This is a genomic window from Agrobacterium leguminum, assembly GCF_015704895.1.
In the GTDB taxonomy this organism is placed as follows: domain Bacteria; phylum Pseudomonadota; class Alphaproteobacteria; order Rhizobiales; family Rhizobiaceae; genus Agrobacterium; species Agrobacterium leguminum.
The window spans coordinates 1-23,912 of sequence record NZ_JADQWB010000009.1; the positions used below are offsets into that span (position 1 = coordinate 1).

18 protein-coding genes are annotated in these 23,912 nt (G+C 62.0%); 6 read left to right on the top strand and 12 right to left on the bottom strand.

The annotated features are described in order from the left end of the window. Positions 1–50: 50 nt before the first annotated feature. Entirely contained in the window at positions 51–836 is a 786-nt protein-coding gene (locus tag I3J13_RS14695; protein WP_196379249.1) for a TIM barrel protein, read from the top strand. A gap of 205 nt (positions 837–1,041) precedes the next feature. After that, positions 1,042–2,088 (top strand): LacI family DNA-binding transcriptional regulator, encoded by a 1,047-nt coding sequence (locus I3J13_RS14700; RefSeq protein WP_196379250.1) that lies wholly within the window; start codon positions 1,042–1,044, stop codon positions 2,086–2,088. A 236-nt stretch (positions 2,089–2,324) separates the two neighbouring features. Here the strand turns inward: I3J13_RS14700 and I3J13_RS14705 are convergent, their stop codons facing one another. From I3J13_RS14705 to I3J13_RS14730, 6 genes are read right to left on the bottom strand one after another with little or no spacing between them, the layout of a single operon-like run. Beyond that, complete coding sequence (locus I3J13_RS14705; RefSeq protein WP_139786121.1) at positions 2,325–3,374, bottom strand: carbohydrate ABC transporter permease; 1,050 nt, start codon at positions 3,372–3,374, stop codon at positions 2,325–2,327. Positions 3,375–3,376: 2 nt separating this feature from the next. After that, complete coding sequence (locus I3J13_RS14710) at positions 3,377–4,372, bottom strand: carbohydrate ABC transporter permease (RefSeq protein ID WP_034498130.1); 996 nt, start codon at positions 4,370–4,372, stop codon at positions 3,377–3,379. Between the two features lies 1 nt (position 4,373). Further along, positions 4,374–5,480: an ABC transporter ATP-binding protein gene (locus I3J13_RS14715; RefSeq protein WP_196379251.1), complete on the bottom strand. Its 1,107-nt coding sequence runs from the start codon at positions 5,478–5,480 to the stop codon at positions 4,374–4,376. Continuing rightward, positions 5,480–6,832, bottom strand: a complete 1,353-nt coding sequence (gene pglB, locus I3J13_RS14720; protein ID WP_196379252.1) for a polygalacturonase PglB — start codon at positions 6,830–6,832, stop codon at positions 5,480–5,482. The genes I3J13_RS14715 and pglB overlap by 1 nt, the downstream gene beginning before the upstream one ends. Before the next feature lie 5 nt (positions 6,833–6,837). Then, positions 6,838–7,932, bottom strand: a complete 1,095-nt coding sequence (gene bglB, locus I3J13_RS14725; protein WP_004433483.1) for a beta-galactosidase BglB — start codon at positions 7,930–7,932, stop codon at positions 6,838–6,840. Positions 7,933–7,945: 13 nt separating this feature from the next. After that, positions 7,946–10,468, bottom strand: a complete 2,523-nt coding sequence (locus tag I3J13_RS14730; protein WP_196379253.1) for a hypothetical protein — start codon at positions 10,466–10,468, stop codon at positions 7,946–7,948. Between the two features lie 194 nt (positions 10,469–10,662). On the opposite strand from I3J13_RS14730, the gene I3J13_RS14735 reads away from it, so the two are divergent. Next, entirely contained in the window at positions 10,663–11,943 is a 1,281-nt protein-coding gene (locus tag I3J13_RS14735; protein WP_059758844.1) for an ABC transporter substrate-binding protein, read from the top strand. A 253-nt stretch (positions 11,944–12,196) separates the two neighbouring features. Then, a complete protein-coding gene (locus tag I3J13_RS14740; protein WP_196379254.1) occupies positions 12,197–14,179 on the top strand; it encodes a phosphatase PAP2 family protein in 1,983 nt (660 codons plus the stop codon). A gap of 57 nt (positions 14,180–14,236) precedes the next feature. Here the strand turns inward: I3J13_RS14740 and I3J13_RS14745 are convergent, their stop codons facing one another. From I3J13_RS14745 to I3J13_RS14765, 5 genes are all read right to left on the bottom strand, one after another. Continuing rightward, a complete protein-coding gene (locus tag I3J13_RS14745; RefSeq protein WP_196379255.1) occupies positions 14,237–15,460 on the bottom strand; it encodes an MFS transporter in 1,224 nt (407 codons plus the stop codon). Further along, positions 15,460–17,889 (bottom strand): TonB-dependent siderophore receptor, encoded by a 2,430-nt coding sequence (locus tag I3J13_RS14750; protein WP_196379256.1) that lies wholly within the window; start codon positions 17,887–17,889, stop codon positions 15,460–15,462. The genes I3J13_RS14745 and I3J13_RS14750 overlap by 1 nt, the downstream gene beginning before the upstream one ends. Positions 17,890–17,998: 109 nt before the next feature. After that, complete coding sequence (locus tag I3J13_RS14755; protein WP_196379257.1) at positions 17,999–18,967, bottom strand: FecR family protein; 969 nt, start codon at positions 18,965–18,967, stop codon at positions 17,999–18,001. An 84-nt stretch (positions 18,968–19,051) separates the two neighbouring features. Further along, positions 19,052–19,558, bottom strand: a complete 507-nt coding sequence (locus tag I3J13_RS14760; RefSeq protein ID WP_020808834.1) for a sigma-70 family RNA polymerase sigma factor — start codon at positions 19,556–19,558, stop codon at positions 19,052–19,054. Positions 19,559–19,755: 197 nt separating this feature from the next. Further along, positions 19,756–20,904 (bottom strand): ROK family transcriptional regulator, encoded by a 1,149-nt coding sequence (locus tag I3J13_RS14765; RefSeq protein WP_196379364.1) that lies wholly within the window; start codon positions 20,902–20,904, stop codon positions 19,756–19,758. A 212-nt stretch (positions 20,905–21,116) separates the two neighbouring features. On the opposite strand from I3J13_RS14765, the gene I3J13_RS14770 reads away from it, so the two are divergent. Further along, entirely contained in the window at positions 21,117–22,013 is an 897-nt protein-coding gene (locus I3J13_RS14770; protein ID WP_196379258.1) for a glycerophosphodiester phosphodiesterase family protein, read from the top strand. Positions 22,014–22,146: 133 nt separating this feature from the next. Here I3J13_RS14770 and I3J13_RS14775 read toward each other — a convergent pair whose 3' ends face one another. Beyond that, on the bottom strand, positions 22,147–22,896 hold the full coding sequence (locus tag I3J13_RS14775) for an SDR family oxidoreductase (protein ID WP_196379259.1): 750 nt from the start codon (positions 22,894–22,896) through the stop codon (positions 22,147–22,149). A gap of 95 nt (positions 22,897–22,991) precedes the next feature. Between I3J13_RS14775 and I3J13_RS14780 the strand changes: the two genes are divergently transcribed. Beyond that, complete coding sequence (locus I3J13_RS14780) at positions 22,992–23,900, top strand: AraC family transcriptional regulator (RefSeq protein WP_196379260.1); 909 nt, start codon at positions 22,992–22,994, stop codon at positions 23,898–23,900. Positions 23,901–23,912: the final 12 nt, after the last annotated feature.

Genomic DNA, 23,912 nt, shown 5'->3' on the forward strand with positions numbered 1-23,912 from the left:
GTTGAAATCAAGCTTCACACCCGTCCCGCCCTTTATCAGTGAGGTCTTTCATGCGTTTTGCCATCAACCACATCACCGCGCCGAAGCTCTCCCTTGAGGCATTCTTCGCGACAGCCCGCGAACTTGGCCTTACCGAAGTCGAAATCCGCAACGACCTGCCTGATATCGTCGGCACGGTGGATCCGGCGGCCGTGAAGGCGGCGGCTGAAAAGGCCGGCGTAACGATCATCTCGATCAATGCGCTTTACCCCTTCAACGTCTGGTCGGGCGACCTGCCTGCGCGGGCCGTCGCCATGGCCGATTATGCGGCGGCCAGCGGCGCGAAAGCGCTGGTCATGTGCCCGCTCAACGACGGTACGCCGGTGTCCTTTGACGATCTCGTCACGGCGCTGAAGGCCATGAAGCCGATCCTTAAGGAACGCGGCCTGATCGGTTTCGTCGAGCCGCTCGGTTTCCCGATCTCTTCGCTGCGCACCAAGGCCGAAGCGATCAGGGCCATCGATGCGGCCGGTGGCGGTGATGTCTACAGGCTGGTGCACGACACCTTCCACCACCATCTCGCAGGCGAGACGGAGTTCTTCCCGGAGCGGACGGGGCTGGTCCACATTTCCGGCGTGATCGATCCTGCCGTCTCCGTCGCCGACATGCTCGACGCCCACCGCGTTCTGGTGGATGGCGACGACCGGCTGGAGAATATCGCCCAGATCAGGACGCTTGAGGCGGCCGGTTACAAGGGACCTTACAGCTTCGAACCCTTCGCGACGGAAGTGCACGAGCTGAAGGATCCGGCCGCTGCCGTAAAGAGCAGCATCGACCATATCTCCCAGGCGCTCTGACCGCCTCGCCGCCCGCGGTTCGCTGCGGGCGGCGTTTCTTGCGGGGGATTAAAAACCCAGAGAAATCAATTCCGCATTTACGGATGATGCTGTAGTCTTCCGGCGACGAGAGAGCAGCAAACAGGCACGGGTATTCTTCAGATCGACTGCGTGAGGCAGGCTTTCTGCCGCACCGTCCGAAGTAGAGTGGTTGAATTTCCCCTTTATGAAAATAGACAGGAAAACGACGCTTAAGGACGTGGCGCGGGAGGCGAATGTTTCGCTGAGTACGGCTTCGCACGCCATCAACGGCACCGCACCCTTGACCACGCAGGTGCGCGAGCGGGTGCTGGAGGCGGCCCGCGCACTCGGTTACCTCGAAAACCGGCGACAGAAGGCGACGATCGCCACTTTGCGCGTCGTGCTTCTGGCCATGACCAACGATGCCGCACCGCAGAGCGATCTCAACATGGTCAGCTGGACGATGCTGAACGGCTTCCGGCGCGAATGCGAGCGGCGCGGCATTCGCATCGTTCCCTATGTCAGCGCAACGAGCCGGCTCGACCCGGTTGCGGTTGCGGCGGCGGCGGATGCCGACAATGTCGACGGTATCGTGATCCTGAACGATGACAGGCCGCAACTGGTTGAGGCGCTGTCTGCGCTTGCGCGGCCGGTGGTGCTGATCAATGGCGAGGACCCCGCCATGATCGTCGATACGGTGACCGCTGAGAACCGTTTTGGCGCGCGGCTCGGTATCGAGCATCTGCTGTCTCTCGGGCATCGCAATATTCTGCATATCACCTGGAAAGGGCGCACGACGATCCGCCGCCGATATGACGGTTATAGCGACGCGTATCTCGCGGCAGGTCTCACTGTTCCCGCCGATATGGTCATCGAGGTGGAGAGCTATGAGCCGGAATGGGGCGAGGCCGCTATCCGCCGTCTGCTGGCCGAACAGCGGCCGCTCAGAAACGCCACGGCGATTTTCTGCGCCGCCGATAATCTGGCGCTTGGCTGTCTGAAGGCCCTGACGGAAGCCGGAATTCGAGTGCCGGACGATGTTTCGGTCTTGGGGTTTGACGATATCATGCCTGCGGCCTTCAGTGCACCGCCGCTCAGCACCATCCAGTTGCCCGCCGACAGGCTGGGCGGCGCGGCGCTTGCGCTGCTGGAGCAGCGGCTTGTGGCGGCCGATCCGACCCGCCCGGCGCACCGGCTGGAACTCGGCTGTCGGCTGGTGTTAAGGGGCAGCATCGCGCCGCCGCCGAAGTAGGGTGTTGGAGTGTCGTCTTGTGTTGACCGCTGAACAAACTCCAGACGATCAATTCTCCCGTCATTCCGGCCTTGAGCCGGAATCCAGCCAGCCCAAGTCCTTGGGCTGAAAAGAGTCCTTTCGCCGCGCAGACGCGCGACGGCTGGATCCCGGCTCAAGGCCGGGATGACGGGTGGAGGGGCTTTAACATTCCAATCGTGACGGCCTGCTGTCCCACCGCAACGCTCGTACTCTTCTTATTTCATCCCCGTGCCGGCAATGCCTGTCGTGATGTAGCGCTGCAGGAACAGGAAGACGACGGTAACAGGTGCCAGGCTGAGGAAGGTCATGGCGAGGATATAGTGCCATTGCACCGAGAACTCGCCCTGGAAGGCGTTCAGCCCCACCTGCAGCGTGAAGTTTTCGCGGCTGCTGAGAACGATCAGCGGCCAGAGGAAGTCGTTCCAGCGCCAGAGTACCGAGAAGATGGCGAGAACCGCGAGCGCCGGGGCCGTCAGCGGCAGGATGATGCGCCAGAAGATGCGGAATTCGCTTGCCGCATCGACGCGGGCCGCCTCGATCAGCTCGTCGGGGATGGTCAGCATATATTGCCGGAGCAGGAACACACCGGTCGGCGTCGCAACCGTCGGGATGATGACACCCCAGAGATTGTCCACGAGACCGACGCCGACGATGACGAGATAGGCCGGCACCATGACGACGGTGAGCGGGATCATCAGGGTGGAGATGATCAGCACGAAAATCGCCTTCTCGCCGCGGAAACGGTATTTCGAGAGGGCAAAGGCCGCCATGGCATTGACGATTAGCGTCAGGATTGTCGCCACGAAAGTGACGAAGACCGAGTTCTTGAGGAAGGTCAGGAAGCTGAAGCGGGTCAGCGGATCGGTGAAGTTTTCCGTCGCGATGGTCAGCTTCTGGACGGGCGTGATTTCCCGCGTGTCGACGCTGACCGGCGGGCCGGGATTGGCGGGGTCGACCATCTGGGCTTTCAAGCCGACGCGGCGGACCATGGCCATTTCCCGCTCCATGCCGTCGATGGGGGCTTTCCATAGGCTGAGCGGCTTGTCGTAACCCTGCACTTCCACCTGCACGGCGGCGCGCGGCAGGAGGCTCGGCGGAAACCGGGTGATCTCAGCTTCCGGTTTCAGCGATGACATGGCGGCCCAGACGACCGGGATGAGGACGGCGAGCGTGCCGCCGATGAGCCAGACCCATGACAGGATATCGGTAAGGCCGATCCGGCCGGGGCGGCGGGTGCGTGTGAGGAAGGAGACGGCGTTGGACATGGTCAGGACTCCATCTTTTTGCCGAGGCGCAGTTGCACGAGCGTCAGCGCGAGAAGCACAAGGCCCATGAGAACTGAGGCGGCTGACGCAAGGCCGAATAGCCTCAGATCGCTGCCGAAGGCCATCTGGTAGATATATTGCACCACGAATGTATTGGCCGTTCCAGGCCCGCCGCCATTGGTCAAAACCCATGCCTCGTCAAAGATTTGCACCGATCGGATCATAAGCAGGATGAGCACGACGAGCAGGTTGGGCCCGAGCAACGGCAGGGTGATGCGCAGCAGGGTGCGCCGGGGCGATGCGGCATCGATGGCGGCGGCTTCATAAAGGTCCTTCGGGATAGCCTGAAGGCCGGCAAGCAGGATGAGCGTATAAAAGCCCATGTGGAACCAGACCGAGACCACCACAACGAAGAAACGCGACCAGCCGACATCCAGCAGGAAGATTTCCGGCGGCACGCCGAGCATCTGGAAAAAGGCGTTCAGCAGGCCGTTGCGGTCGAGGAACCATTTCCAGATGAGGCCGATGACGACGGGCGACAGCAGGACCGGGTAAAAGAACATGGCGCGGAAGAAACCGCGCGCGGCAATCGCTCGGTTGAGGATGAGGGCGGTGATGAGCGCGACAAGCAGCGTGGCGATGACGTTGAAGCCCACGAACCACAGCGTGTTCCAGATCGCGGTCCAGAACAACGATTCCCGGCAGCTTCCGGGGTCCATGTAGCTCTGGCAATCCAGCAGCTTGCCGAAATTTTCCAGCCCGACAAAGGGGCGGTCGGTGATGAGAAGTTCGGTGCCGCCGGTGAAGGCGTAACCGACGGCAATGGCAATCGGCAGGAAGGTGAAGATGCCGAAGAGAACGAGGTTCGGCATCAGGAAGATATAGGGCATGCGCCTTTTGCCGATCAGCCGCTCGATGAAGTTGAGCGGCACTTCGGCAATCGCCATCACGGCATCGAGCGCACGGTCGGACAGTCTCGCAAGCGTCGGATTGGCCATGCTAACCTCTCCCTTCGCTGTCGAGGCGCGGCAACGCCAGTTCGGTGGCGGGATCGAAGACATGCACCTTTTCCCGCGCCGGCATGATCTTCAGTACCGAGCCGGAAGCGGGGGCGAAATGGCCCGCCTGATGCACGATGATCTGCTCTTTCTCACCCTGGAGATTGCCGTAGAGATAGGTCTCGGTGCCGAGGCTTTCGTGATACTGCACCTCGAAGGGTAAGCCGGCATTGTCGGAGATGGTGAAATGCGAGGGGCGAATGCCCGCGAGAACCGCCTGTCCGGGGCTGACGGTTGCCGGGTCGACAAGGCAGGGCAGGGAGACGCCGTAGCCGGCGTCGATGGCGATGCTGCCGTCGCTGCCCTTGGTGATGGTGCCCTTCAGCATGTTCATGCGCGGCGAGCCGAGGAAACCGGCGACGAAGAGGTTGCGCGGATTGTCGAAAAGCTCGAGCGGGCTGCCCACCTGCTCGATGCGCCCGGCACGCAGCACCACGATCTTGTCGGCCATGGTCATGGCTTCCACCTGATCGTGGGTGACATAGATCATCGTCGTCTTGATATCGCGATGCAGGCGGGTGATTTCGGCGCGTGTCTGCACGCGCAGCGCCGCATCGAGGTTGGAAAGAGGCTCATCGAACAGGAAAATGTCAGGTTCGCGCACGATGGCGCGGCCGATGGCGACGCGCTGGCGCTGGCCGCCGGAAAGCTGTTTCGGCTTGCGGTCGAGATAGGGTTCGATGGCGAGCATGCGCGCCGCTTCGTTGATGCGGCTATCGATTTCCGCCCGCTTGAAACGCAGGTTTTCCAGGCCGAAGGCAAGGTTCTTGCGCACGCTCATATGCGGATAAAGCGCATAGGACTGGAAGACCATGGCGATCTTGCGCTCGGCGGGCGACAGCGCGCTGACATCGCGCTCGCCGATGGCGATGGTGCCGGAGGTGACATCTTCAAGGCCGGCGATGATGCGCAGCAGGGTCGATTTTCCGCAGCCCGAGGGGCCAACGAAAACGACGAATTCGCCGTTCTCGATCTGAAGATCGATGTCATGCAGCACATGAACGGCGCCGAACGCCTTGTTGAGGTTTTCGAGTTTTAGACTTCCCATCACCTGCTCCCTTCGGACAAGTTCGTCATCGCGACGATCTCTTGGCTGTTCCAGCCCTCGGGCAAGGGCGTCGTTCTTTTAATGGCGACATCGCGCGCCGCAAATCCTTCCACGCCGGCAAGATAAACCGCCGGCATTCCGCCGGGATAATCCTCCATTCCGACGATCCTGCCCTCAGCATCCTGTGTCCAGGCATTGGCGCGGCCGGCGGCATGGGGGCTTGGCGCAATATCCGCATTGGTTGGGCGCAGATCGTATTGCAGGCCGGTGCCGAGCTTGCCCGGCTGCTGCGACAGCGTGATGCGCTCCAGCCGGACATTGTGAATGCCGGCCTTCGATGTGGCGACGAGGTTGATCGCGCCCTCCATCGAGCCGCTCAAATCTTCCACGACCAGATTGTCGACGCTGCCGGCCTGACGCTCCGGGCGGCGGTCGACGACGGTGACGGTGACCGCTTCACCCGAACCCCAGAAGCCGCCCGGCGTTTCGTGGCATTCGGCCTCGATCCTTGAAAAGCGGATGTTGCGCATCGCGCCGCCATCGCGGGAAAACAGGCCGACGCCGCGATTGGACTGGACGATTTTGCAATCCTCGAACGCGACATTGGTGAAATCGCCGAAGGATTCCGTGCCGAGCTTCAGCGCGCAGCTCATGCTGGAAACGGTGCAGCGGCGAACGGTGATATCGGCGCAGGCTCCCACCGCCTTGCCATCCGGCCCGGCGCTGGTCTTCAGGCAGATGCCGTCATCGGCGGTCGAGATGAAGCAATCCTCGATCAGGGCGCGCCGGCAGGCATCGAGCACGATACCGTCGGTATTCGGCAGGCGGCGGTCGTTTTCGATGCGCAGATTGCGGAAATGAAGGTCTTCGCAATCGACCATATGCAGCGTCCACATCGGCGAACCGCTGACGGACAGGTTCTCGAGGCGCACGTTGCGGCAGCTTTCCAGCACCATCACGCGTGGGCGCTTTTTCGCCGGGACATAGGTGCCCATGGCCTTGTCGTCGCCGACGATGAAGTTTTCACCGCCGGCCTCGATACGGCCGGGGCCGGTGACGGCGATGTCATGCGCACCCCTGGCAATGATCATGCCGCGATCGGAGTCTTCGGCAATCACCGAAACCCGGGTCAGGCCATAGGCGTCGTAATCGGAAACGGGGGCAAGCACCGCATCTTCGGCAAGGTGCAGTTCCACGCCGCTTTTGAGATGGAGGCCGGCGCTGACATGACGCCCGGCCGAGAGAGACACGCGCCCGCCGCCTGCGGCTGAAACGGTGTCGATAGCCTGCTGGATGGCCGCCGTGGCATCGAGGCCACCCGCCGCGACTGTGATGTCCTGACTGATGTTCATGATGCTCACGATGCCTTTGGCCTTTTCAGAAAAACGTCGATCAGGAGCAGCATTGTCAGTGCCTGCCCATAGGGCGTCGGCAGATTGGGAATGCGGCGGTAGAAGTCGAGATCGTGGCCCATCGGCGTGCCGTCGGAAACGCCGTGGACGACGCCTTCGTCGTCGATATTGCCAAGCACCGCCTTCAGCGCGCGTTCCGCATGCGGGCGATTTTCTTCGCCGAGAATGCCGGCCTCGATGCCGCGCAGAATGCCATAGGCGATGCCGGCCGTGGCTGATGTTTCCACCGGCGATGTCGGGTCATCGAGAAGTGTGTGGAACATGCCGTCCTCGCGCTGATATTGCCTGAGCGACCGCACCTGGCTTGCCAGCACATTGGCAAGGAAACGCCTGTCCTTTTCGCCAAGCGTCGGCACCAGTTCGAAGAGTTCGGGAATGGCGACCGTGATCCAGGAGTTGCCGCGCGCCCAGAAGGCGTCAGCGAAATTATGGCGTCCGTTGAAGGTCCAGCCGTGATACCAGAGCCCGGTGACGGGGTCCGACAGATAACGCGTATGGATCATGAACTGGTAGACCGCCTCGTCGATCCAGTCCTGACGTTTGCAGACAACGCCGGCGCGGGCGAGGAACAGACATGCCATGAACAGCGTGTCGTCCCAGAGTTCGCCCTCATTCAGCCGCTCCTTGACGACATGCTGGAAGCCGCCATCTTCGGTTTTCGGCAATTGATGCACCAGCCAGTCGGCCCAGTCTTCCACCAGCGCCCGGAAATCCGGCCGGTCGACATGTTCAGTGAGGATGACAAGCGGCAGCATCGGGGCGGAACTGTTGATCTGGCGCGGCGGCAGGCCACGTTCGATCTGCCAGCCATACCATGTCACGAGGTCGTCCAATGCCTTCCGGTCATTGGCGGCGAGCGCCCGGCGCAGGAAACCGTAAAGGCCGACGCCCACTTCCCAGTCCCATTCATCGAACTGGATCTTGCCATCGGAACTGCCGCTGACCAGACCTTCCTGAATGCCCTTGAGGCGGCTGAAGGCGGCGGCGACATTGTCGATCGTCGTCCTGAGAGTGTCTTTTTCCATGCTTGGCTGGTTCATCTGTCAATTCCGCTTAGGAGTAGAATGGTTGTGCCGCGCCGCCCGATGCGGGGTCGGCACTGTCGAAGGTGATTTCCGGCTGGGGCTGGTCGTGGTCGAAGGCCATGGCCTGCCCGCCAATGGTGAATGCGCCGTCCCAGGTCAGGGTAAGCTCAGGTCCGTCCGGCGGCGTGACCGAGAGCAGGCGGCTTTCGGCATCGAAGGTGATCTGCGTGGCGAGAATTTTTTCCCGAAAACGGGCAAACTCCGCGACATCCCCGCAGCCGATGATGCCGACCCAGCCGGCGCGGCGGCCGGGCGATCTGATCTCGCGACTGGCGGTGGCGCCTGCGGTGATGGGCTCGAGACCGTTGGTCGCATAAAGCGCTGCAAAGCCACGGCCCGAGCGGGTGATGAGCCAGTTGCCCTCCACCAGCACCTTGTCCAGCCCGTCGCGGCCGAGATAGGCATGGGTCCAGTCGTTGCGGTGATCCTGCGTATCGAAGATCAGCATCGCCAGATCGCGATGTTGCGCCACGCGCGGCAGGATGCCGCTTCCCGCCCAATAGGAGGGACGTTGCGTGCCCCACGGATCGTCTTCGCCGGGATGATTGACCCAGAGCCGCGCCATCGGGTGGCCGGCAAGCTTGATGTCCATGACGTGCTGCTGGTGGCCCTTGCGACCGGTTTTGTGATCGACAACGGTGGAAAGCTGGGCGGCCTCGTTCTTGAACAGCACGAGCTTTCCGGGCTCCAGCCCCTGCGCATACCGCGCCTCGACCATGCGGCCACTTGTCAACTGTGAAAGGGCGGCGAGATGCGCCGGCGGCAGGTAATCGCCGCAGCAGAACATCGGTAGCGAGGCAACGCCATTGTTCAGCCAGCCCTGACCGAAGGCGACCTGCGCGAAGGGCGCCAGTTCCGTCAGCGGCCCGGCGCGCAGCTCCTTGTCATAGGCTCTGCCCTGAGAGCCGGAGGGAACGCCGCCGAGCGTGTGCAATGCGATCATTTCGAAGATGAGATCGATCTGATAGCGCGCGCGTGCTGCAAGCTCCGGTCCCGCCCAATGTTCGATGGCGAGAAGGCCGATGAAATCCACCGGATAATAGGCAGCGGAGTTCCACTCGGCGAGGCCGTGCGCCTCGACGCTGTCGAACCAGCGTTCCAGCCGGTCGGCGGCCAACGCCGCCTGTTCTCTGCCGGTGCGGCCGGAGGCGGTGAAGAGGGCATCCGGCAGATATTCGCCGGCCAATAGCTGGCTGGTGTGGAAGCAGAGAACATGGTTCTCGCTCCAGAACCACATGACGTCATTGCCCGGTTCGTCCACCCAGTAACGATAGCCGAGGATCGAGGCATCGATCCGCGCCCGCATCTTGGCCGGCAGGCGGTCACCATAGGCGCGCACCAGCCACAGAAGCGGGATCATGACGAAATCGGAGCAGTCTTCCCGCCGATCAATGGAATGCAGCGTCGCATCGACGATGCCGCCGATCGTCTCGATGTCATCGCTGCCGGTAGCGACCATCGCCAGCGCGCGGCCGATGCGCCAGGCGCCGAAGCGGGCGCTGAAGGAGAGGGCGGCCTTTTTTCGCTCGTTGATATCGCCGCTGGATGCTTCCGGCGCGATATCATGCATGAAAGCGGCGTCGATGACGCGGGTTACCGTTCCCGCTCCCGAACCCATGGTGATTTTGACGCCGTGATATCCGTCCGAGATGCCTGTCGTTTCTGGGATCGTCAGCGTGGATTGCCCGGCCTTCAGCACGGTATCCACTTCCGCAAGCGAAGCGCGCTCATGGCCATGGCTTTTGACGGCGATGTGCACGGGAAGGTCGCTCGCAGGTGCCGCCCCGAAGACCAGTTCGAGGGCCGTGCCGCAAAACACGTCCCGCGCCGGGCGAACATCGCGCACCAGCGCGGCGAGACGCTTCGTCTCCTCCCGGTCGAGCGGTACGGGCAGCACGACGGTTAGCGGCGTAGGATCGATTACCTCAAGCTCGAAGAACCAGATGATGTCGCGTTCCGCCAGATCCTCGCAGAGCAGCAGCACCTCGTTGTCGCCGGCCGCGAGATCGAGCGTGATGTCACGGCTGCTTTCGACATTGCGGATGAAAGGTTCGAAACGGACCTGTTCGACGCCGCCCACCCAGATGCGGACACCGCCGCAGGTGCGCAGTCGAAAATGCGCCTGTCTTGCCGCATCGCTGCGGAAGGTGCCCTTCAGCCAGCGCTGCACATGGGTGGGAACATGCCAGAAACCGGTGAATTCGACGCGGCGATTGGAACCCGGCAGGTTGAGGTGCGAAACCGTAAAGCCAGTCTCGGGCGCGATGTCGCGGCCGATCATGGTCTGCTGAAAGGCCTTGCGGCAGGGCAGGTCGCCCACATCCACGAAACCGTTGATGAAGCGATAGTTCACGCGGTCTTCGGCGGGGGCTGCGGTGCCGGGAAACGACGTCTCCACCAGATCGGAGACGATCCAGGCGGTCACCGTTTCGCCGTTTGCGACGGTATATGTCGGCTGCGACGCGTTCGCCGCAAATGGTCCATCCGTCATAATGGATCGCCTCCCGTCGATCTTTATGAAATTATTTTCACAAGCCGATTTTCGCTTTTCCGCGTCGATTTGTGCAATTTATGTAAAACAAACAGCTTGACGTTTATTCTGTCAAGCCGCAAAACATTATAAATCGAATTAAGCAGAGGAGCTTCCGTTCGATTTATGAAAATGTTTTCATTGGGAGGATGAGCATGATGAAATTGTTTTCGGGCGTCAGCGCCCTCGTAGTGGCCTCTGTCGCCGGTCTTGCGACGGCCCAGGCTGAGACCCGCACGATTACTTTCCTTTTTACGGATGACGACCAGGGTTATGTGCAGCGCATGTCGGAACTCAGCAAGGAGTTCGAGACGGCCAATCCGGGCGTGAAGATCAATTTCGTGTCTTCGGGTTATGATGCGGTTTCCAAGCAACTACCGGTGCAGCTGGCGGTGGGCGAAGGTCCTGATATCGCCAAGATCACCGACTGGCAGCTCGCGCCCTATTATCTCGACATGCGCCCCTATATGAAGGATGCGGAAGCCTTCGCGAAGCTGCACGGTTCCAGCCTCAACCAGCTTCGCCTGCCGAATGTCAACGATCCGCAGTCGATCAACGGTTACATGGCGTCGCAGACGCTCAACCTGCCCTTCGTCAACAAGACCCTGTTCGAGCAGGCGGGCGAACCCTTGCCCGGCCCGACCGCTAAGTTCAGCGAGATCGTCGAGGCTTCCGCCCGTGTCGCCAAGGCGACCGGCGTGCAGATTCCCTTCACCATGGACCGTTCCGGCCACCGCTTCTCCGGCGGCGCCTTTGCTTATGGCGCGACCTATGTGAAGGACGGCAAGTTCAGCTTCCCGGACGATGCGGCGAAAAAATATATCGCCGATATCTATTCATGGACGCAGAATGGCAGCTTCCCCAAGGAAATGTGGGGTGCGGCCGGCGGTTCGCAGTACAAGAACATGGGTGACGAGTTCGTCAACGGCAATGTCGTGACCTATCTGGCCGGCAACTGGATGGTCAATCCGTTCCAGAACAAGATTGGCGACAGTTTCGAATGGACGGCGATCAATGCGCCCTGCGGCGAGGCCGGATGCTACGCCATGCCCGGCGGCACCGCCATTGTCGGCTTCAAGCGCACCAAATATCCGGAAGATGTGGCTCACTTCATCGAATTCCTCGGCTCCGAAAAGGTGCAGCGGGAAATCGCCGAGAACTACGTCATCCTGACCGGCGCGGAGATCGTCGATCCGCAATACAAGCTGAAGAGCGAAGACGCCAAGGCGGCGATGAAGGTCTTCCTCGACAACAAGAAGAACGTGCCGCAGGCGGCTCGCGATTTCGAACGCGCCAAGGGCGGCAGCGCCATGTATCAGCAGATCGTGCAGCGCATGAGCCAGCTCATCGTCGGCGAGTTGACGCTCGACCAGACCTACAAGGTTCTGGAAGATGACGTCGCCAAGATCAACGAGGCCGTCGCGGTCAAGAAATAACGGCCCGACCGTCCGCCTCCGGCGGAATGATGAAGCTCTCGAACGATATGCCCGGAGCGGTGCTCCGGGCATATCGCGCCGTTTCTTTCCGAAGGCGGCGCATTTTCGCTGGAGGAATTGCCGCAGGGAGCCGTTCCCGGCAACCCATCGAAAAACTGAAATACGCTCCGTTTAAACCTGACGATGAGGCGCGCGGAACGCTGCACCGCCTGTTTTCGTCACGCGTCACTCGCTGAAAATCATAGGATTCGTCATGGCCAGACTGAAGATGTCGTCTTTCTTTTCCGCACGCTCGAGCCTGCTCGCCTCCGTCGCATTGCTGGTTCTGGTTCCGGGCGCGCAGGCGTTCGATCGCACCGGGCCCGCAGGTGAGGGTTATGCCATCACGGTGCCGGAACCGGCGGCAACATATCCGCTGCCGCTTGCCGACAATTATCGCAACCAGACCGGCAAGAATGAGAAGGGCGAGGCGGTTCGCGCCTATGATGACCGGGACAACCCGATCATCGAAATCCTCTCCGGTTTCAACCGCATCTGGACGCTTGGCGATGAAAAATGGGCGGATGGCGGGGCCAATGGCGATGGCCCGGCGGATTTCAGCCATGTGAAGATCGTCGATCCCGCTGTCTGGCAGGAAAACATGCGTTACGTGCTGTCCGTCACCGGCGAGAACCGCACCCGCGCCGCCGCTTTCGAAGCTTATATGAACGACCGGCGTTCGCAGGGTTACAGCGTCATCGACGGCATGGGTCCGCTTGCCGCCTGGTATCGCGAAGGGGCGGGCGCGACGACGACGATCAATCATACCCTCGCTGATTTCGACCCGAACGAGGTCATCGCCCGCAAGGAAGACGACAAGGGCACCGAGGCGGGTGCAGCCGATAGCGAACTGAAGGATTTCGTCGCCTTCATGAAGGTGATCCGCGGCCCGGAGGGCACGACGTCGCCGGCGAAATATTTCTATTCCACACCACGGCCCTGGCGCATGAACGACAAAGGCGAGGTGATCGAGACCGGCAAGGAAACGATTGGCGACCGCAGCTTCGAAAGCCATGAGAGCGATCCGGGCGTCATCGTGCCGGCGCTGAAATATGCGCGGGAAAATCGCGGGCGCGGCAAGGACGGTGGTTTTCCGAGCGGGCATACCAATGCCGCCTATCTTGCCGCCATTGCCTATGCCTATGCGGTGCCGGAGCGCTTTTCCGAATTGCTGACGGCTGCCTCCGAACTCGGCGAGAGCCGCATCGTCGCCGGCATGCATTCGCCGCTCGACGTGATCGGCGGCCGCATCACCGCAACCGCAATGGCTGCCGCCATGTTGCAGGACCCCAAAAATGCCGAGGTGAAGAAGGCCGCGCATGCGGCCTTGCAGGCCTATTTCGCCAAACGCCTGCCGCAGGGCCAGTCGCTCATCGATTTCGCCCATGGCGCAAAGCCGGATGTCGACCAATTTGCCGATGCGGCGAAGAACGGGGCGGATTATCGCAGGCGCATGACCTATTCCTTCAGCCGCGACAAGGCCGCAGGCGATGCGCCGATGGTGGTGCCGAAGGGGGCGGAGGTCCTGCTGGAGACGCGTCTGCCCTATCTCGATGCCGCCCAGCGCCGCGCCGTGCTGTTTTCCACTGGCATCGAGGCCGGTTATCCGCTGCTGGATGACAGCAATGGCTGGGGTCGCATCAATCTGGTCGCTGCCGCCAGCGGTTACGGCGCGTTTGACGGCGATGTCGAGGTGACGATGGACGCTGCCGCCGGCGGGTTCAATGCGGCGGACAGATGGACGAACGATATTGCCGGGGCAGGGCGTCTTGTCAAATCCGGCAGCGGAGCGCTGACGCTCGGCGGCCATAACAGCTATGGCGGCGGCACCATTCTCAGGGAGGGAACGCTGGTGGCGTCGTCCGCCGATGCACTTGGAACCGGCGGCGTGCTGGTCAGCGGCGGCACGCTTTCGCTCGGCGGAGAGACGGATCTTGTCATCGGCGGCGACTATGCGCAGTCGGGTGGCACGCTGGCGGTCGACCCGCAGAAGGCTACGCTTCGGATCAAGGGCAATGCGGTGCTGGATGGCGCGACGCTGAAGCTCGTTTTCGATGGCGGCGCGCCGGCCGCCGGCACGCGGTTCGACGTGATCTCCGCCAACGGCCTGACCGGGACATTTGCCACGATAGATGCGGGCAATGTGAAGCTGCGGCCGGTCTATACCGGCTCGGCACTGTCGGTGGTGGTCGAATAAGCCGATACAAGAGGCCCCCCGGGCGCGGCTTAAGCCGCCGCGCCCGGGGGCTTAGGTTCAAGAATTCTGCCGTCGCATCAGCAGGAAGATGACCGGTGCGGCGAGCACCGAAACGATGGCGGCAATGATGAAGGAGGCCTGATAGCCGAATTTTTCGGCGATCGCGCCTGCGCCCAGCCCGCCGATCATGCCGACAACGCCATCCATGCACTGGAACAGGGTGAAATCGACCCCGGCCTGCCGGGGGTCGGACCAGCCCATGAAGCAGGCGTAAAGCGCGACGAAGCCGATGGACATGATGCCCGACGAGCTTGCCACCGCAACCGCCATGACGACCCATTGCGAAATATCGCGATGAACGCTGAAATAGGCGAAAAGGCACAACAGCGCCGTCTGCACGAAGATGGCGATCAGCAGGATTCGTGATGCCCCGTAGAGGCGTACCAGCGTGCCGCCGAGCAGCGCGCCGGCGAAACCGACGATCATGCTGCCCACGCCATTCAGCGCGCCGATGGTGGCGAGATCGAAACCGTAATCGACCAGGAACGGGCCGAGCATTGCCAGACCCCATTTCTGCGCGGCGACATAAACGGCCGCGACCAGAAGGCCGGTGCGGACTTCCCGTCGCTTGAGCGCGTTTTTGATCGATGGCAGGTGGTCCCGTGTTTGCGTGACCGTTCTTGCCGCCGGGCCGAGCAGGAAGGGGAGCGCGAGCAGGATGACCAGCCCGGCCATGACCAGCGTGGCGCTCGTCCAGCCGGCGCGCTCCACCAGCACCAGAAACAGGCCGGCACCGATGGCGGAGCCGAGATAGGAGCCGCCCACCTGTGCGGCATTGCCCCAGCCATGATGCTCTTCCGCCAGCGTTTCGACCGCATAGCCGTCGCAGGCGATGTCGACGGTCGCCGTCACCAGCGCGATCACCGACAGGATGGCGATTGCGACGGAAACCGGCGACGGGCCGGTGAAGGCAAGAACGGCGAGGCCGCAGGCGCAGGCGGCGATACCCGTGCCGACGATCACCCGCGACCGGTTCCTGCCGACGGGCGGCAGCCGGTAACGCTCCACATGCGGCGACCAGAGGAATTTCAGCGCCCAGGGGAGAACGACGAGATAAAGCAGGCCGATCTGGTCCAGCGGCAGTCCGGCGGTTCTGAGCACCGCCGGCAGGCCGAGAAAGGTCAGCCCGCCAATCACGCTCTGGCCGACATAAAGCCCGCCGACCGCCACGAAGACGGCGGCCGGCGACGGCTTGGTTGTGGCAGGGTTCTGCTGCAGCATCAGAAGCGATACCGGATGCTGCCGACGACCTTGCGGCCTTCGTCATAATAGCAGAAGCCCGTGGTGCAGACCTGTTTCACCTCGTCGAGAAGGTTGGTGGCGTTGATCTGCAGTTTCACGCCTTCCAGCGAGGGCAGGGCCTTGCCGAGATCGTAGCGCAGCGAGGCGTCGACGAAGGTGCGGGCCTCGTTGTCGAGAATGGGGGTGTGCTGGTTGTCGCCGAAGCTCGATCCGACATAACGCAGCCCCGCGCCGATGCCGAGGCCTTCGAGCGCGCCGCTCTGGAACTCGTAATCGGCCCACAGCGAGAAGGTGTGATAGGGCGAGGAATTGAGCTGCTTGCCCACCGTTTCCGACGTCAGTTTGGTGATTTCAACGTCGTTATAGGAATAGGAGCCGATGAGGCTCCAGCCATTGTCGAGCGAGGCCGTGGCTTCGAGTTCCACGCCGCGCGAGCGCAGGTCGAGCTGGCGCAGCAGGTTGATGCCGGACGAGGTCTCGTAGACCGTCGCATTGTCCTGATCGAGATTGAAGAAGGCGGCGCTCAGCAGGGCGTTATATTGCGGCAGGGCATATTTCACGCCGAGCTCATATTGCTTGCCGACCGTCGGCTGCGCCTGGCCCGTTACCGTTCCCGTGGTGATGATGACGCCCGGATTGGCGACGAAGGAGGTGCCGTAGCTGACATAGGGCATCACGCCGCTGTCAAAGACATAACCGAGGCTGGCGCGGCCGGTCGTCTTGGTTTCATCGCCGTCATAGGTGGGAGCCGTTGCGTCTCCGACGGTCTGGGCCTGATATTCGGTGTCCAGCCAGTCGTGGCGGATGCCGGCCGTCAGGCGCCAGCGGTCGATTTCGACCTGATCCTGCGCATAGATGCCGAGCGTGTTCATCCGCTGGGTCAATATCAGCGATACATCCGGCATATAGGTATAGGTGTCGGTGAACAGGCCCGGCCCGCTGCCCTGTGTCGAGGTGTAGGACATGTGGCTGAAGTCGATACCCGTCAGCAGCGTATGTTTCGCAGGGCCAGTGTCGAATTCTGTCTTCAGGTAATTGTCGGCGGAGACGCCTTCATTGTCCTCGATGGTGATGCCGGGATAGTTGGCGAAGACCCATTGCTGGTCGGCCGAAAGGGCCGAATAACGCGCCTTGCTGTAGAAGGTGACGTTGTCGTTGATTTCATGCTCGAACTCATAGCCGATACGCCATTGTTTCTGCTCGAAATCATTAAAACGGGAATCGCCGCCATAAACCGGCGTCGCGCCGATCGACTTGCCGTCGCTGCCGTAATTGTTGATGTACCCCCAGGTGCCGCCGGTGGTGCTGTCCATATATTCGCCGAGCAGCGTCAGCTTGGTGCCGGCATCCGGCTGGAAGGTGAAGGCCGGCGCGATGAACAGCCGGTCGTCCTTGATGGCGCTGATTTCGTTGCGGCCGTCGCGGGCCACCCCGGTCAGGCGGTAAAGCATGGTCTTCTCGTCATCGACGGCGCCGGAAAGATCGAAAGCGCCCTGCACGCGGCCGAAAGAGCCATATTGCAGCTCCACCTCGCGCAGCGTCTCTTCGGTCGGGCGTTTCGAGATGATATCGACGATGCCGCCGGAGCTGCTGGCACCATAGATGGAGGCGGCGGGACCGCGCAGGATGGAAACCGCTTCCACGCCATAGGGCTCAAGCCGGGCGCTGCCGTTCTGGCTGCTGACCTGCCGCAGGCCGTCGCGGAAGATGCCGGTGGTGCTGAGATCGGTGCCGCGCACCTTGAAGGCGTCGAAACGCGGCTCCGCGCCATATTGGCCGATGCGCGCGCCGGGCGTGTAGTTCAGCGCTTCCGAGAGGTTCTGCGGCCTCAGGTCATCGAGCTGCTTGCGGCTGACGGTGGTGATCGACTGGGCGGTTTCGGCGACCGGCGTATCGGTCTTGGTGGCGGTGCGGCCGGATTTGCCGACATAGCCATTGCTCTCGATGATGCCCCTGGCGCCTTCAAGGCCGGTGCCCTGCACGGTGATCGGCGCAAGCAGGGTGCTGCCGGCGGCAGCCGAGCCGCCGCTTTCGCCGGTCTGGCTGGCGGGATCGAAAATGCGGACGGTATTGCCGCCGGCCAATGCATAGTTCAGTCCCGATCCGGCCAGAAGCCCGCTGACGGCCGCCGATACGCTGAGCGTGCCCTTGACGCCGGCCGTGCTGCGGCCCCTGGTGATCGCGGAGGGGTAGACCATGCGCAGATTGGCCTGGCGGCCGAAGCTGAGAATGGCGTTTTCCAGCGGTCCTGCGGGAATGGAGACGGTGACGGTGGCGGGTGCGCCGCTTGCGGCGGGCGGTGTCTGCGCGCTGGCGGTCGTGGCGCCCGGACCTGCGGCGACGATACCCCCGATGATCGCCGTCGTCGTCAGCCAGAACCAGCCGCGTGCCTGCTTGCCCAAATTCATGTCATTCCCTCTCACTCGTGATCTCATGCCGCCCGCTGAAACGGGTCCTGATTGCCTAGAGTGAAAAGACGGGCCGACTCCTGACGTCGGATCTGCGAAAAAAGTTATTTTATCGCGAGCGGACGAAAACCAGCATTCCGGAAAGCCGCGATACGGAAACGGGAAGGCTCTCTTCGAGAATGGTGAGGGCCTGATCCGTGTCCTTCAGGTCGAAGATGCCGGAGACGTGCTGCCTCGCCGCCGCCTCATCGAGGATGACGATGCGGCCCCGGCGATATTGCGAGAGAATATCGAGAACCTCGCGCAGCGGCTGGCCGGAAAAGACGAGCTTGCCTTCGCGCCAGGCCATGCTGTTGGCGACATCCTTGCGGGCGCGAACCAGCCGGCCGTCGCCGCCAAGGGTCACGGTCTCTCCGGGTGTCAGCACGGCGATCTCGGCGCCTGTGGTCACCTCCACCCGGCCTTCCTCCACCTGCACTTCCTGCGGCAGCGCGCCATTGCCGGTGCGCACCGAATAATGGGTGCCGAGCGCCTTTGCCGTCAGCGCTCCATCCTCGACGATGAAAGGCCGCTCCGGGTTTTTGGCGACATCGAAATAGGCTTCGCCGCGAAGAAGGGTGATGCGCCTTTCCTTTTGCGAATAATGAACCGCAATCGCCGTGTCGGTGTTCAGGCTGATGCGGCTGCCGTCTTCCAGCGAAAGCATGCGTGTTTCGCCGATTTCGGTGTAATAATCCGCCTGCCAGCGGTCCTTCAATCCGCTTTTCTCCGCAAACAGCGCCGCAAGCCCGATGAGGCAGAGACCGGCAACACCCGCCAGCATTGCCCGGCGAGGTCCGCGCCGTTTTCGCTGTTCAACCGGCGCAAGCTCTATATCGCCAAGCTCGCCCCAGAGGCTCTGCATGTCCTCATAGGCGCTGGCATGGGCGGCATCGGCCCGCAGCCAGACATGAAACGCCTCGCGCTCCGCTTCCGTCGCGTCTCTGGATTGCATACGCGCCACCCACAGCGCGGCCTCTTCGGCCAGAGCCTCATCGGTCAAGCCGTTATCCTTCAGACCGTCCGGGCGCTTGTTCATGTCCTGATCTGCCGTTTGTTGCGTGCTGAGATGTGGTCCTTTTCCCTTATAGAGTGAAAAAGGATGCGAACACCTGATGCCGGTCTACATTTTTATTTGCGCGCGAACCTGACGGCAGTGCAGCAGCGCCTTGATGATGTGTTTTTCCACCATGTTGCGGGAAATGCCGAGACGGGCGGCGATTTCGCCATTGGAATGGCCATGCAGGCGGCTGAGTACGAAGACCTGCTGGCAACGCTTGGGCAGGGCCTCGATGGCCCGCGCCATTAAAATAAGGTGCTGCCGCCCGGCGACGATCCGCTCCTGCCCCGGCTCTTCGCAGGCAACGGCAAAGCCCGCTTCGTAAGGTGCGAATAAGGGCCGCTCGCGCGACTGGCGAATGGCGGTCAGGCGGGCGACGGACCGGGCGATCTGGAAGAGATAGGCCTGTGGATTGTCGATCAGCGTGGCATGAGAAACCTCCAGCGCCCGCAGCAGGGTTTCCTGCATGGCGTCGGCGGCGTCTTCCCGGTTCTGCAGGCGCCGGCGGAAAAACCGCATCAGGCGGCTTTCCTCCTCGGCATCGAGAACCTGTAACAGGGCTTTGCTCATCAATCGACCCGGTGGCGTATTGGCTTGGCGCATGAAGCAGCCGGATATGCTGCGTCATGTCGCGATAAACATGATAGTTGTAATCATATTTATCGCCTTCGGATGCAAGCTACCAACCAGTAAAAAACCGGGGGCGAAATCAGGCTCACGTTTCCGTGATGATTGTTGCGGGATTACATCAGGCCGCCTGGGCTGAGTTACAGGAAATAACGCACCCTGAGCGGCAACAGCGCCGCGCCGAGAGCCGAGGGATCGCCCTTAGCCTCGCCGAGAACCAGCTTCGCCTCCTTTGGCCCGACACCATAACGATGTTCGCGCCGGGAGGGCATGTGCGCGCGTTCGATCATCATCTGGCCCAGCGCACGCGGCAATTGCCCGCCAAAGACGATGGCCTGCGGATCGAGAACCGCGATCAGGCTCGCCACCAGCCTGTCCACCTGCGGCATCGTCTCGGCGAGCCACTCCTCGACGCCCGGCCATGCGGGGTCGAATTGCTGATAGAGCGCTTCGATGGAATGGATGTCGACGCCGTTTTTCTGGAGCGTGGCGATCAGATATTGCAGGGCCGGGCGTTTGGGCGATTCATCCGGGCTGTATATGCCGCTGAATTCGCCGGCATTGCCATGAAAGCCGTGAAACGGCTGGCCACCGAGGATCAACCCGCCGCCGAAACCGTAATTGAAGGACAGATAAGCGAAGGTCTGGCACCAGGAGCCGACACCGCGAAGGCTTTCACCGATTGCGCCGGTGGTGGCATTGTTCTCCAGCCAGACCGGCAGCCGGAACCTCTCTTCGAGGATCGGCTTCAGGTCCATCAGCGACCAGTCGCGCAGGGGCTCCGGCGCATTGAAGGCGCGGTCCTCAGACACGAAGAAGCCGGACATGGAAAAACCGAGGCCAAGCAGGCGCTCGCGCGGGATGCGATGTTCCGAGAGCAGCCTGTCGAGGGCCAGAGACAAAGCGACAAGCGTCTCCTCCCGGTCCTCCGGAAGCATCTTCAGTTTTTCCTCAACAATCACGTCGCAGCGAAAATCGGCGATGCAGATCACCACGGAATCTGTGTTGATGGAAATGCCGAGCGAATAGGCCGCTTCCGGCACCAGTTCGATGGTGGGGCTCGGCTGGCCGCGCGTGCCCTTGAGCGGCGCCCCGGTTTGCAGAAGCCCGCGCTCCAGCAGGCCTTCGATCAGCCGGTGCACGGATTGCTGGGTCAGGTTGGTGTGGCCGGTGATCGATGCGCGGGCGATGGGGCCGTGGCGGCGGATGATATCGAGAACGAGGCGCTCATTCTCGCTGGCAAGCGGCTGGCGGTCGAAAATCTGGGGCGGGGTCTGATCCATGGTCATCGCTCTGGATAATGGCTGTGCGGGGCGGCGGCAATGCGAACCGCCATGGCTGACATAACTTTTCATGGATCCTGTTATAAATATTACACTATGAGTGTATTAAATCCAGACGGTCAACAACCGGTTCGCAGGAGTCGCCTCGGCCGCGGGCACGGGGAAAGTCTGACCCCGGCAACCAGCGCCGGTAAACACAACGTCTGAAAGCGAAAATCATGCATCAAACCCTTGCCGCCTCCCGAAATACCTCCAGCCCCTGCAATGTCCTTGCGCTCTGCTCGCGCGACAATCCGGCCATCCTGACCGTTGCCCATCGCGGTTTCTGGACCGCCACCGCCGAAAATTCGCTGGCTTCCGTCCGTGCCGCGGTTGCGGCGGGGGTAGAGATGATCGAGATCGACACGCAGGCGACGGCCGATGGCCGGCTGGTCGTCATTCACGACGGGACACTCGACCGCACGACGACGGGGAAGGGCATCGTGAATGCGCTGCCCTTCGAGGTGGTCCGCGCCGCGAGATTGAAGGCCGGCGCGGGTGGCGATGCGGCTGACGTGACCGATGAATGTGTGCCGACGCTGGAAGAATTGCTGGAGGAGGCGCGCGGCAGGATCGCCGTCAATATCGACACCAAATTCGCCCGCGATCTGCCGCTGGTCATGGAAACCGTGTTGCGGCTCGGTATTCAGGATCAGGTGCTGGTGAAGACCGATATCGACCCGGAAGCCGCCCGTTTCGAGGTGCTGGATGCGCACTGGTTCGGCAAGATCCCGCATATGCCGATGTTCCCGGTGCGGAAGGGCAAGTTTGCGGAGGATTTGCGCCGTATCGAGGCGTTACGTGCGCCGATGATCGAGGTGAAATTCACCGATATAGCCGATCTGGCTGAAGGTCGTGCCGAAATGGAGCGCCAGAACATCCGTCTCTGGATCAACACGCTCGACGTCGCCCATTGCCTGGATTTCAACGACACGCGCGCGCTGGCGGACCCTGAAGCCGTGTGGGGCGCTCTCGCCGAGGCCGGCGTCGGAGCGATCCAGACGGATGAGGTCGAAGCTTTCACCGGCTGGCTGAAGACGGGCCCCGGCGCGACGGGTAGAGCATGGGCAAGATGAGCAAGCGTCTCGAAGCGCCGTCGCCATCGTCATGGTAAAGTCGATGGCAGATGTGTTGAAGCATCTGCCATCTGCATATCAGCCGGCTGAAACGCCGCAACCGAGCAATGTCCGGTCAGGCCGCTATCGGTCGTCAGTTCGCCCGAGACAGAGCAATTGCATCAGGACCTGCGGGAAAACGAAGCTGGCCGGATACGTCGTGGACGGCGCTCCAGATCGCTTCGGCAACATCGTCTTCGCTGGTCGTCATGGCCGGTTTGGCGAAGCCTTCAAGGATTGGTCCCGCGAAGTCCATGTAGTCTTCCGGCAGGAGCTGCTCCAGCGGCAGGATGGCGTTTGTCGTGAAGCGGGTGGTCGGGGCATAGCCCGGTTCCACCAGCTTCACCCGGATGTTGAAATGACCGAGTTCATGCGCGAGCGAACCGGAGAAACCTTGAATTGCCTGCTTGCTGGCGGTGTAGGCGGCGGCGAGCGGGAAGGAGGCGAGCGTGGCGCTGGAAGTGACGTTGATGATCGTGCCGGATCGGCGCTTTCGCATCTGCGGGATTATCGCCTGCGTCATTGCCATCACACCGAAGCTGTTGGTGTCGAAGATCGTGCGGATTGCCGACATGGGTGTCGCTTCAAAAGCGCCGACCATGCCGATGCCGGCATTGTTGACCAGCACGTCGACCGGACCTGCCGCATCGATCAGCGCCGCGATGCTTTGTTCGTCCGTCACATCCAGCGGCAGGACGCGCAACCGCTCAGTGTCGCCAACGAAGCGGTTGGGATCCGGATGCCGCATGGTCGCAACGACATTCCAGCCGCGCGAAAGGAAGAATTCGGCGGTTGCCTTGCCATAGCCCGATGAGGTGCCGGTGATGAGGATCGTTCTGGTCATCATAATCTCCATTGTTCGATATGACCGGAGATAGACGACCTGTTCTGGATGATATATGCTCTTAACTCCGTAATTTATTATTGATCGTCCAGACAATGGATCCTCTTAGCGATATCATCGATCTTTTGCGGCCGAGCGCCGCCGTTTCGAAGCCGATTTCCGGACGAGGCCGATGGGGCGTGCGTTATCGCGCCTATGACGCCCCGGGTTTTGCCGTGGTGCTGGCCGGTGCGGCGTGGGTCATGATCGATGGCCGGGAACCGCTGCGGCTGGCGCGTGGCGATTTTCTGCTTTTGCCCTCCACGCCCGCCTTTTCGCTTTGCAGCGATACCGACGTCGACTGCATTCCGGTCGAGCCGCAAGACCAGGCGGTGCGGCATGGGGAACAGCAAGGGGAACCCGATTTCGTTGCGCTCGGAGGAAGTTTCACGTTCGAGCGGGTCAATGCGGCGCTGCTGCTTTCGTTGATGCCCGAGCTGATCCATGTGCCGGCGGGTGAGGGCGGAGCATCCCGGCTGGCGCGTCTGATCGAATTGCTGGCGGAAGAATGCGTGCGTGAGGATGCGGGCAAGGAACTGATCATCCGGCGTATGCTGGAGGTTTTGCTGGTCGAAGTGCTGCGTCGGCCGAATGCGGGCAACGAGGCAATTCCGGCGGGACTGGTGAAGGGAATGCGTTTGCCGGGGCTTGCCCGCGCATTGTCCGCCATGCACGCCAATATCCGCGCGAACTGGACCGTGGCCGAACTGGCCGGCATCGCCGGCATGTCGCGCTCGGCCTTCGCGGCGCGTTTTAATGAAATGCTCGGCTGCGCGCCGATTGAATATCTGGCCCGCTGGCGGATGGCGCTCGCCAGGGACGCGCTGATGCGCGGGGTGAAGTCGCTCGACGATATTGCGGATGAGATCGGTTATGAATCCGCCAGCGCATTCAGCACCGCTTTCCGCAGGAGAACGGGTGTCGCTCCGGGCAGCTTTGCCCGTGCGAACAGCGACAGGCACTGACTGCGCGGATTT